13 protein-coding genes and 2 tRNA genes are annotated in these 17,827 nt (G+C 33.2%); 11 read left to right on the plus strand and 4 right to left on the minus strand.

The features are described 5' to 3' along the window. Positions 1-23: 23 nt before the first annotated feature. From IPM51_08885 to IPM51_08900, 4 genes are all read right to left on the minus strand, one after another. A complete protein-coding gene (locus tag IPM51_08885) occupies positions 24-2,153 on the minus strand; it encodes a TonB-dependent receptor (protein MBK9284423.1) in 2,130 nt (709 codons plus the stop codon). Between the two features lie 71 nt (positions 2,154-2,224). Then, positions 2,225-3,562, minus strand: coding sequence for an HTTM domain-containing protein (locus IPM51_08890; GenBank protein ID MBK9284424.1), 1,338 nt, complete (start codon positions 3,560-3,562; stop codon positions 2,225-2,227). After that, positions 3,552-4,670 carry an imelysin family protein gene (locus tag IPM51_08895; GenBank protein ID MBK9284425.1) on the minus strand — a complete coding sequence of 373 codons (1,119 nt, stop codon included), beginning with the start codon at positions 4,668-4,670 and terminating at the stop codon, positions 3,552-3,554. Before IPM51_08895 ends, IPM51_08890 begins: the two co-directional genes overlap by 11 nt. A gap of 139 nt (positions 4,671-4,809) precedes the next feature. After that, entirely contained in the window at positions 4,810-5,943 is a 1,134-nt protein-coding gene (locus IPM51_08900; protein ID MBK9284426.1) for a DUF4856 domain-containing protein, read from the minus strand. Between the two features lie 157 nt (positions 5,944-6,100). Between IPM51_08900 and IPM51_08905 the strand changes: the two genes are divergently transcribed. From IPM51_08905 to IPM51_08955, 11 genes are all read left to right on the plus strand, one after another. Further along, positions 6,101-7,723, plus strand: coding sequence for a VCBS repeat-containing protein (locus IPM51_08905; protein ID MBK9284427.1), 1,623 nt, complete (start codon positions 6,101-6,103; stop codon positions 7,721-7,723). Positions 7,724-7,876: 153 nt separating this feature from the next. Continuing rightward, positions 7,877-7,952, plus strand: a tRNA-Gly gene (locus IPM51_08910). Positions 7,953-7,998: 46 nt separating this feature from the next. Further along, positions 7,999-8,083: transfer RNA gene (locus IPM51_08915), tRNA-Leu, on the plus strand. Between the two features lie 471 nt (positions 8,084-8,554). Beyond that, positions 8,555-11,365 carry a histidine kinase gene (locus IPM51_08920; protein ID MBK9284428.1) on the plus strand — a complete coding sequence of 937 codons (2,811 nt, stop codon included), beginning with the start codon at positions 8,555-8,557 and terminating at the stop codon, positions 11,363-11,365. Continuing rightward, the gene (locus IPM51_08925) at positions 11,362-12,072 is read left to right on the plus strand and encodes a response regulator transcription factor (protein MBK9284429.1); all 711 of its coding nucleotides are present in this window, start codon (positions 11,362-11,364) and stop codon (positions 12,070-12,072) included. Before IPM51_08920 ends, IPM51_08925 begins: the two co-directional genes overlap by 4 nt. Positions 12,073-12,252: 180 nt before the next feature. After that, on the plus strand, positions 12,253-12,462 hold the full coding sequence (locus IPM51_08930; GenBank protein MBK9284430.1) for a DUF378 domain-containing protein: 210 nt from the start codon (positions 12,253-12,255) through the stop codon (positions 12,460-12,462). 31 nt (positions 12,463-12,493) lie between these two features. Further along, on the plus strand, positions 12,494-12,931 hold the full coding sequence (locus IPM51_08935; protein MBK9284431.1) for a hypothetical protein: 438 nt from the start codon (positions 12,494-12,496) through the stop codon (positions 12,929-12,931). Between the two features lie 152 nt (positions 12,932-13,083). Then, positions 13,084-14,610: a hypothetical protein gene (locus IPM51_08940; GenBank protein MBK9284432.1), complete on the plus strand. Its 1,527-nt coding sequence runs from the start codon at positions 13,084-13,086 to the stop codon at positions 14,608-14,610. A 120-nt stretch (positions 14,611-14,730) separates the two neighbouring features. Beyond that, complete coding sequence (locus tag IPM51_08945; protein ID MBK9284433.1) at positions 14,731-16,590, plus strand: T9SS type A sorting domain-containing protein; 1,860 nt, start codon at positions 14,731-14,733, stop codon at positions 16,588-16,590. Positions 16,591-16,594: 4 nt separating this feature from the next. Continuing rightward, positions 16,595-16,804 (plus strand): hypothetical protein, encoded by a 210-nt coding sequence (locus IPM51_08950; GenBank protein MBK9284434.1) that lies wholly within the window; start codon positions 16,595-16,597, stop codon positions 16,802-16,804. Between the two features lie 200 nt (positions 16,805-17,004). Further along, complete coding sequence (locus IPM51_08955; GenBank protein MBK9284435.1) at positions 17,005-17,499, plus strand: SRPBCC domain-containing protein; 495 nt, start codon at positions 17,005-17,007, stop codon at positions 17,497-17,499. Positions 17,500-17,827: the final 328 nt, after the last annotated feature.

Raw genomic sequence — 17,827 nt, forward strand, 5'->3', positions numbered from 1 at the left:
AAGGTATGAAATTTATTATAAAATTAAAAATGCAATTTTAAATTGAGATAATAATTGATTGGATCTGCAGGAATAATTCCCGGACCCGGATATCCTTCTGCTCTTCTGGTAAAATAAAGTGAATTAAGGGCGTTGTTAATTCCGGTACTCACGCTAAACTTTTTGAATTTATAACCGCTTGAGATATCTACCACTGAATAGGCCGGAATTGTGCCATAAATACCGGATACAGATGACTCTGCATTCGTAGCGTCGGAGTATTGATCAGAAGTATATGAATATTGAAGATTTAAATGAAATCCTTTCCATCCATAAGCTATACCGGTTCTGAATATGATGCTTGGAACATATTCTACAATCTTATTTCTATATGCTGATTCTTTGCTGTTAATGTATCTTGCATCTGTAAAAGCCAGATTTACAAAGGTTGAAAGTTTATGTTTAGCCGACTTATTTACTAATTTAATCCAGTCTAATTCACAAAAAGCTTCTGCTCCAACATTTCTGCTATCACTCACGTTAGTCCGGTATCTGATTAAATTATAAGTATTGCTATCTGTTTTTATAATGGTGCCTATTCTGTTGTTGTATTTCAAAAAATAAAAACTCAAATCAAAATAAATTAAATCTTTATATGAACCTCTCATACCGGCATCAGTGGTAAATCCCCGTTCATCTTTTAAATTTGGATCTACAGCAAAGTTAGGATTGAGTACTCTCATGTCATTGAAATTAATGGAACGATAATTCTGACTGAAGTTTGCGTAAAGCTCAATGCAGCATCCGGTTTTATATTGCGTTCCGATTCCGGCTAAAATAAAATCACGTATATTTTGTTTTTCTTCTTTTACTTTAGCATCTAACAAAACAGAACCGGCCAAATCTTTGTAAATTAAACGATAATATCCGTTGGCTGATGTGTTTATTTTTTCATAACGTAAGCCGGGGGTTACACTCCAATTTCTGTTGAACTGAAAAATATTTTCTGCAAATAGCGCGAAATTGGAAGATGGAAATAAATAATGTGAATTTTCTAATAAATCGGGATTCAAAAATTTAAAATTGGCTTGATCGGATTTGTCGGCATCTCCTTGTTTTCTATCGGTTAAACCTTGGTAAACTCTGGCGCCAATTAAAAAATGACTATTGTAATCATTTAAAATATAGCGTTGTAAATATTTTACTTCTGCACCAAAATTTTTGTAGGTATCGCTCAATAAATTTCTGTTTAAACTGGTGTCGTCGCTTCTATCCGGTCTCCCTAAAAAACCTAAAGCATCGCGTCCCGCCAATAAACCAAATCCACAAAAACTTACTTTAGCAAAATCATTCACTTTGTAATCAGAACTAATCGACATTAAATTCCAATTTACTTTAAACCAATTTCTATTTCTGTTTGTATATGAAGCATCTTTATAAAACTGTTTATCGGTTAAACCTCCTGCTTGTTTAGCCAAATACTGTAAATGGGTGTATTCTCCCTTGATAGATAGATTATCATTAATATTAAATCGAACCGAAGCAAATGCATTATGCGATATTAGGTTTGAGTTTTTTCTCCATCCACCATAATTTTTATAGAGGTAAAACGTATTATAATCAATTTTAGAAACGTGCCCGTAAATTTGATTGAATGAATTTAAAAAAGAGTAGGAGCCTCCGGTTTGTGAAAGGTTAGTGGCTATTTTTTTATCTTTAGGGGCTTCAGCAAATTTATAATTAATTAAACCGCCAAATTGTGTGCCAAACTGCAATCCTGCAGCGCCGCGTAAAATTTCAATGCGCTCTATAGCTTCGGTAGGCGGGGTATAATAACTTTCAGGATATCCTAATGCATCGGCAGAAATATCATAACCGTTTTGCCGGGTGTTAAAATTAGATATTCGATTAGGATTTAATCCTCTGCCACCAATGCTAATGGTAATTCCGGAACCGTCATTTTCAAAAACATTAATTCCGGCTACTTTAGAAAACACTTGTCTGCTGTTGTTGCTTGCTAAATTGGCGTTTAAATCCTGTACATAAACTGCTTCTGATTTTTTGCCGGCAAAAATGGTTGTTCCTTCAATATTGTTAAGCTTAGAAATGCCAAATTTATTTTCGCGACTACTTTTAATTTCAATTTCATCCAATGAAATTTGTTTTTTTGACAAAGTACTGTCCTTTACTTGTGAAAACGAAGTAAAAATTGTTAATGAAAAAATAAATATGCTTAATTTCTTTTTCAATAGCTTCTAATCCAATTTTTGTTTTTGAAAATATTATTAGTTTCCAAACTTAAATCAACTGTGGGGTCAATAAACTCTCTGGTTCCGCTACCGTTAAGGGTTACATAACTTTGTACTTTTACCTGAATATCACTTAATCCTTTTTTGTTGTATTCTTCTTTTAAAAATTTGGCGTAATCAATCATCATGTCAGGCTGAGTAGACACCATTTTTTCCTGCATGTAGGTTAAATAATCTTTATTGTCAATTTCAATACGCTTTCCCGATTTTTTGTCTTCCACAAAGAAAAAGGCAGTGCCAGCTTTTTCCATTAACATCACACGCCATGAAAAACGATAACCTTGTTCTGTCCAAAATAATTTGCCATCATATAAAGCGTAACGAAAAGGCATTAAAAACTGAACAACAAAAAAAACGATAAAAGCATATTTAATGATGGGATGTAAAGAATTATTTTTTTCAATCCGGTTTGTTGTTGAATAGTTAGTTATTTTTTCGAGAAAATTTAAAATAGCAATATGAAATTTCTCCTTAAAGAAAATGATGGTAATTGTCATCATGATATATGGAAACATACCAATATTAAATAAAAGAGAAGTGGCCATGTGAAATACAATAACTAAGAAATAAGCAAAATAAACAGTTCGTTTGTTGAATAACAGAAATCCAATGCATAAATCATAAATGCAACCAAACCAACAGAAAAAGTAAGCTATCCATGTTTTTTCCAAAAGTGAACCGATGAATGGAAAGTGCGAATAAGCCGGAAGCCAAATTTTTAAAGGTTGAGCTTCAATTAGCCAATCGTAATTAATTTTTGCTACGCCTGCAAAAAAGTAAAGCGTAAACATTTGCAGTTGGGGCAGAAAAATAAAATAGCGGTAAGTTGATTTTATATCATTCCTTTTAAATACTTTATTATCTAAAGAAAAAGCCTTCCCGGCCGGTAAAAAAATTAGTATTAATGAAATTAGACTGATAAAATAATAATGATTGAGATAATTTGTTTTATCAATTAATTCAACATAAGTAAAAAGCAGAAAAAAGGAAATTGTTGAAATGCGGTATAAAAATCCAATAAGAATAAATAAAGCCGTAATTAAAAGTAATCCAAATACGATATACATACCTAGTGCAGGTAATGGTTTAATCCATTCAAATCCAAAAAACGGAAAATACACTTTGGGTAAGATGTACATTTTTTCTACCCAACCCATATAAATAAAGCGAATGATGGATGCACTCATTAATATTCCAAATGCAATTCGGAATATTACCAAGGGTGCGATACTAACTTGGCTGGTTAAATATTTTTTAATTTTCTCAATCACCATCACCGTCTTGATAGGTAATTACAACGCCTAAAGAAGATGGTAAATCAGCTTTTAATAAAACCAAAAGTTTAACCAATTCGGCATAAGCGGCATCAACTACTGTGGGGTTAGTTGTCATTTGTGTACTCAAAGGTTCAGCAATGGCCATTAATTTTGTTCGGGCTAAACTAAATTGTGTTTGTATCGCATCATTCAGCGTACCACTGGTGTGTTGTACTTTTAAATGAATTAAATAATCATCAAATCCCTTATTGTTACTTCCGTTTAACGACTTTCCGTTATAAACTCGTTCAATTAAATCCAGCGTTTCAATTGCGTATTTGAGCGAGTAGCTGCTGCTGTAAAAAGCTTCACATTTATCCGGATAGGCTATGCCCAAAGATTTTTTCCCTAATGGAATTCCGATTTTTGCATTTTTGAGGTAATCTAAATTATAATTAAGCTGGTTAATCAATAGGCCAATGGAGCTGCCAATATCAGTTCCTAAAGAATTAATAAATGAATTGCGATATGAGCTGTTCCATCCGGTAATAACGGTATTGCATTTACCCGTCATTTCATTTAGAAGATCCGTAACATATTGTTTGGTGTTGGTGTTTGTAAAAGAAGCAACTATAACGGTTTCTTGTTTGCCGTAAAATAAATAATCGAGTGCAGGAAAACCTTTGGCATCCAGGTTACTGATAGCGGAAAAATCATAAATACCCGTGCTTATGTTAGTTTTAATTTGCTGCGTATCTGTTGGGAAAATATTAAAATTCCCCCGTATGCCTGTGTTTTCAGCAGGACCTAATTCAAATAAATCACATCGTTGATATTTGGTATAAGCAACAACAAATTTAGATTTAAGTGCATGTAGATTTGGGAGATCAGGATTGTTTTTGAAAACGGAATAGGCTTGATTTAAACTATCCAATGAAATGCTAAAAGATTGGTAAGCCGGTAAAATAATATTATCAGCATAGTTTATGAGCATGCCCGATTTATCAAAAGCATCTTCAGGTTCCTCAGGTTCATTGTTCTTTTTTTTATCTCTACAGGAAACTGTAAAACACAATAAACCCAAAAGAGTAAGAACGGTTAATTGCCGAAAGAATTTTGTATTCATAATCCGCTCAAAAATATAAACTTAGATCAAGAATTTCTATCCCCTAAAAAGGGTATAATGTTTATGTAATTAATTGAACATCAAAATGTTTAATAAAGAAAACAAGGTTCCGCGCAATCCAATTACCTTTCCGGAATTATTAAGGAATTAAAGATGCATTTAATGAAAAAACGCTTTCGAGTTTAGCAATAGCCAAATCGATATTGGTTGTAGTGATATTATATAAATTATTACCAAAATAACTGAGTAATAAATTAATATCTGCGTCAGAAATTGTTTTGGCTGTATTGTATTTAAATGCTAATACAAAACCGTGACCTTCTGACAAAACATGATGCAAAGTAGCTTGGTCACTTAAATTATTTTTAGCGGCTTTTAAATAACTAATGCATTTTGCAGCTCCAACTTTTTCCCAGGTAGAAACAACTATTGCTTTGGCCTCATCTCTTGCTGTATTATCTTTATTGCTAATGGCAGCTCTTCCTTTCAAAAATGCATTCATGATTGTTGAATTAGAACCAATGGCTACGTTTACCGCATTACAATAATTTCCCCAATATTTTAAATTGATAGTGGAAGTAGGAAAGGACAGCGGTACACCAAAATATCCGAATGCTTCATCCCATGCCTTTTCTTGCGCAGTTATACTATTGGTGATTGTTGAATTATCGTATGAAGCAATATTATTTATTCTACTCATAGCTTGATTAAATATACAAGCGCCCATTAATCCTTTTTCTACTACTTCCTTATATTCATAACCATTGGCATTCACCAAAACGGCACGTGCCGGAGAAACTAATTTTCCCTTTGTCCCGGATGATGCAGTACTCGTTGTAGGATTAGCGGCTGAAGTAATACTGGCTGCCTGCGCTTCAATAAAATTGGCTTCCGTTTCTGTCACAAACATAAATGAATTACTGGTTTGATCTTTAATTTGTAAACCGTTAATATTTAAAGAAGAGGTCGAAAAAGGAGAGGCGCTATTTACAAACATATTTTGCAAAACAGCGGCACTAATTGTGGGTTGAGTAGGTGAGGTTGTAGTGTGCGTGCTTTTAATTAAATTAATCAATTCACCCATCATTTCTAACCTTTGTGTAGAGGATGTAAATGAAGCGTTTGCGAAATTATAGGAAGTAGGTATGGTATAAGATGGCGTGGGTGCCGGATTATTAATAACAATAGGTTCAGGTTCTTTGGTATCTTTTTTGCAATTGGTAAAAATTAAGGTTATTAATAAAAGTGTTAATGTGATAAATAAATTTTTCATTGTTAGTTATATTTGAGTAGCACAAATTTAATTCACTCCAACCTTTTTATAAATACCATTTTTAAGGTAGCAGGTGAAAAGCAGGCTTTATATTCATAACAATTAACCTTTAGGAAATAAAAATATTATCCTTAGATTTGGTTGTAAGTTATAAGACATGAAAAAAACAATATTATATTTCTGGGTAATCACAAGCGCATTTTGGTTTTCAAACGCTTATTGCCAAGTGCCAAAAATTAAATGGTGGTTTAATACCAATGATTTTGCGGCAGGCCAGGCAGCCGCAAAAGATATTGATGCCGATGGCAGACTCGAAATAGTTTTTAGTTGTTATAGAAATGACAGTAATGTATATGCCCTAAATGGAGAGGATGGTTCTTTGCTTTGGAAATACAATACCAGCCCTTTGGGCAGCCACGGATGCAATGATGTGGCTCCACTGATTTACGACGTGGATAATAACGGATTTCAGGACGTAGTTTTAGCCAGCTCATGCAATCCGAAAACTTATTGTTTCAATGGACCAAACGGAGCCATTAAGTGGATTGCCAATACTAAAGGAAGTGATTCACCGCCTACTGTAGCAGATTTAGATAATGATAATCGGAAAGAAATTATTCACGGAGAGTTTGGTGGTTGGGTAATTGCACTTGATGCAGAATTAGGTACACAAAAATGGGAATTTAATGTTGATCCAAATTCATGGATACAAACTGCTCCAACAGTTTATGATTTGGATAATAACGGACAGCTTGATTTTGTGGTAGCAACCTGGAATTTCAATAACAAGGATAGTGTATTTGCCTATAGAGGAGATAATCTGACAAAAATGTGGGCATATCCTGTACACAATCATTTATATCATGGAACAGCAACGGCTGATTTTAATTTTGATGGGAAACCGGAGTTATTAATTTGCGGATGGAACGACACTTTACATTGTATAAATGGTGAAACCGGGACCAATATTTGGAAATTTAAAGGATCGGGAAATGGTTACGCTCCGGTTTCATTGGCTGACATTGATAATGATGGTCTTTGCGACATCATTTATCCGAATGGTTCAAAAATAACAGCCTTAAATAATAATGCAACAGTAAAGTGGGAGTATAATATTCCAAACTCCAGTTACACCTTCAGAGGAGCTGCTTTATCTGACATTACCAACGATAATTATTTGGATGTAATTTTCGCTACAAATAACGGCCATTTAATTGCTTTGAATGGGAACAATGGTAGTTTGATATGGGATATGGATTTAAGAGCGCATTATGGCAATCCGGCATTTAATTTAGATCATGCCCCCATTGTGGCTGATTTTGATAATGATGATACTTTAGATGTTTTTGTGGCCGGAGGTTGGGGAGTTGCTGTACCAACAACATCTAATAATTTTGGTAGAGGTTATTTGATTTCCGCAGGAAAAGGAAACGGTCCTGATCATTTGATGTTTCAGCGTGATGAACGAAGAAGATCAACCTGGTGTATGTTAGGCGGACCAAGTGAAGTCAATGAAAATGGTCTTGCGCTTGATCAAGCTGTGAAAGTTTATCCTAATCCATCCAATGCAGAGTTAAACCTGCATATACCAAAAGCCAGCAATGAAAAATATAATTTAATTATATACAATTCTAATGGGGCAGAAGTTTTAAAGAATCGTGATTTAACTGCTACTGATTTGAAACTGAATGTACAAAACTGGAGTAACGGACTATATTATTACACGGTATTTGGGGAGCAATTAACTGCAAAAAGCGGCAAGTTTATTGTACAGAAATAAGGTGTTATTCTCCTTTATATTCGTATTTTAAGGGTATAAATAATTGTTTATTAAGGTGATATTAATGGATATTATTTTTGTTAAGAACCAAAAAATTTCTACATTTGCCCTCCCATTCTGATAACATCAAAATGGCTGTTCTTTTAAATAAAAGCGGAAATAGCTCAGTTGGTAGAGCGTAACCTTGCCAAGGTTAAGGTCGCCGGTTCGAGACCGGTTTTCCGCTCCAAAATTCCCCGGTATATTTCCCGGGGAATTTTATTAAAAATCCAATTGCCTGGGTGGTGGAATTGGTAGACACGCAGGACTTAAAATCCTGTGACCTTAACAGTCGTACGGGTTCAAGTCCCGTCCCGGGTACAAAGCCTCAGATATTCTGAGGCTTTTTTGTTTTGCGGTAGACACGCAGTCCCGATAGTTATCGGGATTAAAATCCTGTGACCTTAACAGTCGTACGGGTTCAATTCCGATAGCTATCGGAACCGTCCCGGGTACAGATGAATGAAAAAGGCCTCACGAAAGTGAGGCCTTTTTTGTTTTGAAAAAACTGTCAAACACTATTTGTAAAGATTTTGAAAAACAAAAAAAACCATTTTTCGTTTTTCCTTTTTTTTATTCTTACGATGACGCAAGAAACAACCCCCAATTTGTGTCAATTCCAGTTGAAAGTAAAGAAAGAGATTTTTTATCCGGTAGATGAGCTTTCCCTTTTCAAAACAGAAGTCGGGCCACCTATGTTTCATTGGGACATAGAAAAAAGCAGGATAGTCTCCTTTGAATCAATTTAACGACTTCTTTAATATATACAATTATGCCTAACTTCACATCTGAATGAATATTATTATCAGAATTATATTTTCTTTTCTTTTATTCTTTGTATCAACTAAAATCCTAGTTAGTCAATCTTTTGATTTATATCAAAAGGAGATATTAAATATGGATAATGGTTTGCCAACAAATGAAATCTATCAAATTATTGAAGATAGGAATCATTACTTGTGGATGGCAACAAATAACGGTATAGTAAAGTACGATGGAAGAAAATTTACCGTATTCAATTCTTCTCACGGTCTGCCTCATAACGAAGTGTATCATTTAACTGAACAGTTTAATGGTAGAATTTACGGCGAGTGTAGGTTCGCGCAAGTATTTTACATTGAAAAGGACAGTATCATCACCTTTAATAAAAACAACATAGTTGCAAAATACATTCAAGGATTTCCTAGAATCTATTCAATTATTTTAGATAAAAAAGAGAACTTATATTTAGGCACATTATCAGGTCGACTTTTTTTTGATAAAAAAGGCAATGTTATTTATAAAGATAGTCACAATTTAAATACTAATCGAAGTGGTAATAATCTAGTATTCATTGAAGATAAAATCCTGTCGTTTCTTACACAATTCGATAGCAGTAAAATGAATTTTCTTACTAGGCATTCATTAGAGGGAGTAGAACATATTTACAAGCTAAAGGAAAAGCAAGAAACAGCTGAAGCGCCCTACACTACAAAGATAAATTCCGGCACATGGGCCATAATAGATGGTGCTTATGTGAGGGTATTAAATAATGACCATGCAATTCATAATATATTGACGCCAACGCGAGCGGTTTCTGTAAAAGCAATAGATTCAATCTTGTGGATTGGTACTGTAAACGGTGGTGTTTTTGGGTATAAACTATATGCGGATAGCATTTCATTAAAAGATCACTTCTTGGATGGCAACACGGTTACCTCTACTTTAAAAGACCATGAGGGCGGGTATTGGTTTACAACCCGCGAAAATGGAGTATTTCATATCAGCAACTTCAATATTTTAAAAATCTATGAGAATAATGAAAAACAAAACCTCAACTATTTTTTTAAGGATGATCAATGCGAATTAGTTGGATACGATAATGGACAAATAAATTCGTTGACTAACAAAGTAGTATTGAACGGTAGCGGTCCCTACTCAAATATTAATAAGTACAAAAGTACATATCACTTCTTCTCTAATGGAGTAAAGTATGAATATTCGCCCAATTCAAAAAAGCTTAAAAGCATTTACAGCTCTGATAAATTATTGGCTGCCGCGAATTTTTTGAATTTAAATGATAGCATCTCAGTTATACAGGCTTTGAATTCTTTCTTTTTATTTAACAATACTAATTATACGATTACAGAGACCACCAAAGAGAAAATTTATTTATCACGCATAAATTGCAATCATCAAATTGATGGGAGTAGGGTAGCATTCGGAACAAGTCAGGGCGTAGTGGTTTACGACGTACTTAATTATAAACGAATTGCGAACTACGATTTGCCATCCGCTGTCGTTTCAGTTAATAGTTATAAGGGTAATATATATGCTGCCTGTAGTAATGGATCGTTTTATTTATTGGGAAAAGAAATTCAACGAATACGCTTTAACGATGATTTGGATATTAATGTCATATTTGATGCTAAGATTAATAAAGATATTTTATACGTCGCCACAAATATTGGAGTTCATAAATATCGAATACAAAACGGAAACAAGCTTATTAATATTTCTACTACAATCCTTAAGGGTTTAAGAAAAATTTATATCTATAATGGGAGAGCCTATTATCTAACTAGTAATATAATATTTGAAGATCTGGAGAATGACACTGTTAAATCCTTCCCTATTGTATCCATAAAAAATGTTTGGGTGAATGGTAAAATATTATCAGATAATAACAGGGCCTTCGAACACAATGAGAATAACATTGACTTTGTTATTTCCGGAATTTCCTATACCAATAAATTACTAAAATTCAGATACAAGTTAATTGGAGTTAACAACGTATATCAGTATACGCCTGATTTCAAAATAAATTATTCTTCTTTAAATCCGGGAGATTACAAATTCATTATTAGCGCTACAAATAATGGCATCGACTACTCAACGGATATTTCTTATTCATTTTCTATTGAAAAACCGGTATGGAAAAAGAATTGGTTCATTCTTTTGATGTTATTGATCATCATTATGGCAATTACTTATTCCGTGTATTTAATAGTAAAGCAAATTAAAAAGAAGTCGAAATTAAATGAAACAATTTCCAGGTTAAAGTCTCAAGCCTTAATTAGTCAACTAAATCCACATTTAGTATTTAATATTCTAAATTCCATACAAGGTATTGTTTCAAAGGGTGATATTGAAAAGGCCAATATTTTTATATCGCGTTTTGCTAAATTTATGAGACAAACTTTATGGGCTAATCAAAACCCGCATATTAGTTTAGAAAGTGAGTTGGAGATAACAGAGAATTATATTTCTTTAGAAAAACTTCGCTTCCCATCAGAAATGAGTATTGAAATTGTGAGGAATACTTATCAAAAAGAACGATTAGTACCTTCATTATTGTTACAACCTTTTATTGAAAATGCTATTAAGCATGGCATTATGCCTTCTTTATCCAAGGATGGAAAGATTTCTATTATTGTTTCTGAAAGTGAATTATATTTGGAAATTAAAATTGTAGACAACGGCAAAGGATTTGAAAACGAAATTATGTATGGTGATGGTTTAAAAATTACAGAAGAAAGATTAAAACTTTTGAATGAATTAAATACCATTCAATTTGAAAGAAAAGATGGACTAACAGTGGTAACAGTAAAAATATATTCATGATTTTTAAGGCCCTAATTATTGAAGATGAAATTCTCGCCAGGGAAACTTTAAAAAGTTATCTAGCCAGATATTTCCCTGATATTAAAGTAATGGCGGAAATTGATAACATCAATGAGGCAGTAAACTATCTAAACGAAAATATAGTTGATATTTTATTTATTGACGTTCATTTAAAAGATGGTAAATCTTTAGAAATCTTAAAACAAGTAAATGCAGGAGATTACAAAATTATTTTCACCACAGCACATGATAATTATGCGCTTGAAGCTTTTAAAAATAAAGCTTTTGGTTATTTACTAAAACCTATAGATCCAATTGATTTTAAAGAAATTGTTGGGCGCGTGCTTAAAGATTTAATAGCCGTAGATACTAATGATTCAAGTAAAAAAATAAAAGTACCTACAAGTACTGGCTACATTTTGTTAGACTTAAAAGACATTATAAGGTGTGAGGCTGAAAGTAATTACACCAAAATATTTACAAAAAATAATGGTGCTTATATTACAGTTTCTAAAACCTTAAAGTATGTTGAACATGAATTAATACATTCCAAAAAATTTATTCGCGTCCATCAATCACATCTTATTCATACAGCATATGTAAAAGTATTTGAAGTAAAAAACAATTTTATTACACTTACTACCGGCGATAAAATTCCGGTTTCCAGAGCCAAAAGGAATAGCATGTTTAGCGATTTTCAACAATAACACCTCTTTTTTCCGGCTTCAATATTTTCGTCCTTACTTTTCTCCGAATACTAATCCAAGTCACCAAATACTAATCGCTTCATAGCATTGATAGTATTTAATTTATTTTTGGTATCAAACCCAATAACAAGGGGTGACACCGAAAAGCCAAACAAGTAGGACAATTAAAAACACACAATTATGAAAACAGTTTTTACAGTTTGCTTAGTCTTAACCGTGTTCGGTGCCATGAACTCAGTTTTAAACGGGACAGTAGGTAAAGACATTATTCAAATAGTAATGGGTGACGAAAGAACCATAGGGACAGATTTCCTGAGAATTTTAATCGGACTTTCTGCTATAACGACACTCGTTTGGGGGCTTAAAAAACTCTATTCTACTAAAGCATAATGCTAAATTTGCTGGCCTTGTCACAGGCGCTATGGAAAATTTAAAAATTAAATACTTTGGGCTTCATTTAACCAAGAAGAATTATCTTAAAGTTTACTTCTTTTATTTATCAATGAATATTCTTGGACTTACTTATTTTAGCATTTATCCTTTAGATCCCAACTCTTTTCCAGCAGTAAAATATATTGCACGGAATATTCATTTCCTTTTTTTAATTAATCTTATTTATACAATTATTGAGGGGCAGTTCTTTTGGAATAAATTCACAAAAAAGCAACTTGAGACCATAGAAAAATTAAAATTAGACCTCGAAGAAAAAAACAACGACATTCTCAGTAGTATACGCTATGCAAGGCGTATTCAGGCATCCCTTTTGCCTACCGATAAATATATTGACAAAATATTAAGCGGTAATAAGACAATCCCCATGACACGGCTAAGGACAAAAAACACTGAGACAAATACCTAATGGACGTTTATCCTTGTGCATTATTTTTACCAAAACAGCATTTACCTCCTGATTTCTCCGAATACTAATCCAAGTCACCAAATACTAATCGCTTAGTAAGCTTAAACGAATTTAGTTTATTTTTGGTATCGAACCCATAACAATCATTTCTAATGAAAAAAATCATGTCAATTATTGCATTGCTTATAATGTGCAATGTTTCCAACGCGCAAATAAGCATTGGTGGATTGAAAAATAAACTGAAAACGAAAAACGAAAAAGCAGAGAATAACACTAATAAATCTGAAAATACAACCAGTGAAAATGGTCAAAAATCTAATCCGGGAAACGATGCTACAGCCGAGCAAATAAACGCAAATAAAGAGGCTAAAAAAAGAATTGATGAAATAAAAAGTGAATTATTGAAAATGGAACCCAAGATGGGTGGGCTATTTCCAATAGTAAAGGAAAAAAAGTACCCTGAGCTTTATATTGAAAGTGAAAAAATGATCCAAGGTATTCTACCTGACAATTTTGATAAAACCAATAACCTTCTGAATGAATACATTAACTTATCAAAACAAGCAAATGATCAGTGGCGTTTCGGAAACTTTAATGATATTTCCAGCTACAAAGCTGAATATCCAAATTATATAAAGCGTGAATTGATACCTGTCATTAATCAAATGATTGAATATTCAGATGATTCTGATTTGGCAGTACAGTACAAGTGCGCGAAAACCGCAAAAAATTTCTATGATGGAGCTGTGTTTATTTCACCTGGCCTACCGGAACTTGTAGCGATTGCTGATAAGGTGAATTCAAATTACAATAAAATTCTACAAAAGATACCGGCAGATGCCTTTCAAAAGGAACATTTTTTTAAACTATTGCTTTTCAATCAAAAAATCACTCCAGGTGGTGAATCCGGGCTCAAATATGCAACAACATGGGAAAATGGTAAGGCACTTTATGCAGCGTTTTATTTTCCTGGTAAGGCCAGTTACTTCCTAAGAGGCATTCAAACAAGTGAATTGGGTGGAAAGGAAGGGATACCATCAACAACTTTTAAATTGAAATTTGACAATGAGAACATTAATGAAATAAAAATTGTAATTCCGGTTATTAACAAAATGGAAGGTGATAAACCTTATGGATATTATGATTTATTCCCAAGTATTGAGTCTATGAATGAACCTAAGCACTCCGAATATTCAGAATATTTTAAAGAGCTTGAAAAATTGCCTAATGGAACATATAATGTACAGTTTAGTATACGGTCTTTGGGAGAATATTATTCGAATTCAATTCGATTGGTTATAACAGATGAAGCAAAAGAATATTTTAAAAAGGCTAGAGAACAAGCTAATCGTCGTGGGCTTGATCAAATTAGAGTCAAGAAAGGCGCATATGCCGATGCTAATTTCACTTCTATTGTAAATAAAGAATTCAAACGAGACGAATTTGGCACTCCATTGCGCACAGCTGTTGATGGTAAGTGGGAAGTTTATAAGAATGGTTTAGGCATACCACTGAAGAAAAGCATTTCAATACAAGTAGTATATAAAGATAAAAACGGGAAATGCTTTTTATATGGCGGACTTATTACACAAACTTATGACGGAAAAAGCTACGGCAAAATGTTTCTAGATGAGGCGTATAATACAGTAGAAATGCTTTGTGAAAATGCAAATAAATAAAAAATAGCCAAATTATATATAAAGAAGTTCACTTAAGCGGTATAGGTGATAAAAGGGAAGTATACTGCGGATGTTTAAAAAAATAAACCAAAAAAAATAATCTTTATTAAACTAACAATTATGAATATAATCATTAAGAACAAAAAAAAGGTAATTTCCATATCTATTCTTCTTTTATTTTTAATTCATCCCAACCTACGATCACAAGGGTTTCTAACTACATCAATAAATTGGTCTCTTCCTCAAGGTGGGAAAAATTTAGGTGGGCACAATTATGGTTTCAATGCTTTAAATGATGTCGGCTCTTATGATAATGCGAATCAAGGTTGGTCTTCTATTGATATGAATGGAGATGGTAAGCCGGATTTGGTAATAACCAGTCAAGGTAATGGTACCTATAAAGATTCTTTTAATCCAGGAGCCAATCCGTTTTGGATGGTATATTTAAATACTGGCGTTAGCTACTCAAACACTGCAATAAATTGGCTACTACCACCTAATGCTGGCAAATTTCTTAGTGGCCATGATTATGGATTTAATTCACTTTCGGATATTGGTTCACCTAGTCAATTTGATCAAGGTTGGACAACAATGGATATAAATGGTGATGGTAAACCCGACTTAATAATTATTTGTGAAGGAACCGGCATTTACCGAGATTGTTTTGCCCCGGGTGCAAATCCATATTGGAAAGTTCATTTAAATACAGGCAGCGGCTTCTCGCCTACTGCTATAAATTGGGTATTACCTCCTTTTACTGGACAATTTTTAAGTGGACATGAATATGGGTTGAATGCAATTGCCGGTAGCGGCTCCCCGGCTCAATTTGATCAAGGATGGAGTACAATGGATGTTAACGGGGATAGTAAACCGGATATAGTCGTTGTATGTGAAGGAACAGGTGTTTATAGGGATTGTTTTGCTCCGGGTGCAAATCCGTATTGGAAAGTGTATTTAAATACCGGAAGCGGATTTGCAACTACTGCTACGAATTGGACATTGCCGTCATACGCCGGAAACTATTTATCTGGACATGATTATGGTTTTAATGCAATTTCTTATGGTGGAACAGCAAATATTTCCGATCAGGGATGGAGCTTAGTTGACATGGATGGAGATAAGAAACCAGAGATGGTTCTTGTTTGTGAAGGAACCGGAACGTATAAAGACTGTTTTAGCCCAAACTCTAACTCGTACTGGAAAGTTTATCAAAATAACGGTTCGGGCTTTTCCAACACTGCAATAAATTGGTCTTTACCAACAGGCGGCCAATTCTTATCAGGTCATAATTATGGTTATAATAGTATTGCTTATAATGGAACTTATGATATTAATAATCAAGGTTGGATAATTTCTGATATTGATGGAGATGGAAAAACAGATTTTGTTATTACTAGTCAGGGTACAGGCACTTATCGTGATTGTTTCAATCCAGGTCCAGGTCAATACTGGAAAGTACATTTGAATGCAGGCACAGGATTTCAGACAAATTTTATTAATTGGTCATTGCCAGCTGGGGGAATGCTACTTTCTGGCCATAATTTTGGTTTTAATGTCTTTAGCGAACAAGGCACTTTTGATTCAGGGAATCAAGGGTGGTCGCCAATGGATATGGACGGAGATGGCAAATTAGATTTAGTGGTTGTGTGTCAAGGAACGGGTTCATATAAAGATTGTTTTAATCCAGGCCCAAGTCAATATTGGAAAGTTTACTTGAGCGGTTCAACGGTTGGATTGAATGAAAAAAATAATTTTGACTCGCAAATTAATTTATATCCAAATCCTACAAAGCACTTAGTAAATATAAATGGAGATGAAAAAATTGTAGGGCAAGAATATGCTGTTTTAGATATGACTGGGAAATTATTAATGAATGGAAAAATTAATATGAAAAATCAGGTGATAGATATTTCTGACTTTTCCGTTGGAATTTATATTGTTAAAATTGGTAATTCAACTAAAAAAATAATTAAGGAATAAAACCATGCCGATTTCAAATCATAAAAAAACCTTAACACAAAAACTATTAACCTTTCAAAAAGAAGGACTTAAAAAATACGGTAACTATTTAAGCGATCAGCTAAAAATGGCTAACAAAAGTAAAAACAAAGAGGTGTACAAAAAGTATATTATAAACCAAATTGCCTTAAACAATAAGCGAATTTTAAACATTGATATTAAGCTAAAAAAATAATTACCTAGCCTCAAACTCTGTGAAAAAACAAAAGAAGATAATTTTATTTATAATTTTAATTCTAAACTCAATAGTTTTATTAGGGCAAATTTGGCCGGAAGGGGCTCCGCCATTTGCAAGGCCAGTGAATATAGTTTTTCTCATTATTACTTTTGTATACTTTATCTTCAGTTTTATAAATAATACGAAGCCAAAATAAAATGAAAGATTTTGACTGGACAACGTTTACAAGAAAAATAGCAATAAAGGCAAAGCTCCCTTCTATTTATAATGCGTGGACAAAAGCTTCAGAAATTGAAAAATGGTTTTTAAGCAAAGCAAGTTTTTATGATCTTAATAAAAAACCAATAGCCAAAGATAAGTCTATAGAGAACGGATTTACTTATGAATGGAATTGGTATTTATATGATATCACTGAATATGGTAAAATTATTGAAGTAAACGGTAAGGATTTCATCCAATTCACCTTTGCGGGCAATTGCATAGTCGACATTACCTTGTCCGCGCAAAACGAGAATGTTATAGTAGAACTAACACAAAAAAATATCCCAAAAGACGATGAATCTAAACAAGGAATTCGGCTTGGATGTGACCGGGGTTGGTCTTTTTTTCTTGTAAACTTAAAATCTGTTTATGAAGGTGGACTAGATTTAAGAAATAAAGACTCCACATTAAAAGGGGTTATAAATTATTAGGGGCTATCAGCTATAACAAACATTATTAGAAATATTGGAGATTTTCTCCTCTTCTTTTCCTTCACATTTATACTTTTCAGTTTATTCATTGAAGTAATTAAAAAATAGTAAATTAACTTTTGGATTTTTTTCGATTAATTTTTCAATTAACAATTATCGATCTTTATTTAAGATACTTTTCTGGAATTCATAAATAGCCCTTATTCCTTCCAAAAAGTTCGATATAGTGAAGTTTTCGGGTACAAAAATCAGAGCGAGAAACAAAGCGAGAGCGAAGTTTCGAACTCTGATTTTTTTGTTTACAGTTTTTTTTATTTTATATATTTAA

The sequence above is a fragment of the Sphingobacteriaceae bacterium genome, from assembly GCA_016715905.1.
Taxonomy (GTDB): domain Bacteria; phylum Bacteroidota; class Bacteroidia; order B-17B0; family Aurantibacillaceae; genus Aurantibacillus.